Source organism: Myxococcus sp. CA040A (assembly GCF_013336725.1).
Classification (GTDB): domain Bacteria; phylum Myxococcota; class Myxococcia; order Myxococcales; family Myxococcaceae; genus Myxococcus; species Myxococcus llanfairpwllgwyngyllgogerychwyrndrobwllllantysiliogogogochensis.
The window spans coordinates 1-381 of sequence record NZ_JABUMR010000067.1 but is presented as its reverse complement, the minus strand read 5'-3'; the positions used below and the strand labels follow the sequence as shown (position 1 = coordinate 381).

Genomic DNA, 381 nt, shown 5'->3' with positions numbered 1-381 from the left:
TGATGGCCTTAGCGATGGCGCCTGCGATGAGGCCGAGAACAATCCATCCGATGAATCCCATGGGCCTATCCTCCATTGCAGAGGGTCAGCCGTCCAGTAACTACCGTCGAAACGGATGAAAAATACTGTAAATATAGTTATATGTGACTAATGTCAACTATACCTTGACAAGGGATTACGTATTTTTATTACGCTGCAGACGGAATTCTAGAAAAATGGTCGCCAAGGTGACAGTAGAGCTTCAGTGAGTTTCGCTATGTGAGAGCGCGACTGCCATTCGTCTAAGGTCAGTTCCACACAGTTGGCCATGTCGATCTCGAAAATCTCAGCCATTCGTTGGGCGACGGTGGAGTCAGTGATAGCGACGTTTACCTCATAGTT

General features: G+C 47.5%; 1 pseudogene. It reads right to left on the bottom strand.

The features are described from left to right. Positions 1-61, bottom strand: a pseudogene (locus tag HUA75_RS48205) (GlsB/YeaQ/YmgE family stress response membrane protein); the annotation flags it as partial. Positions 62-381: the final 320 nt, after the last annotated feature.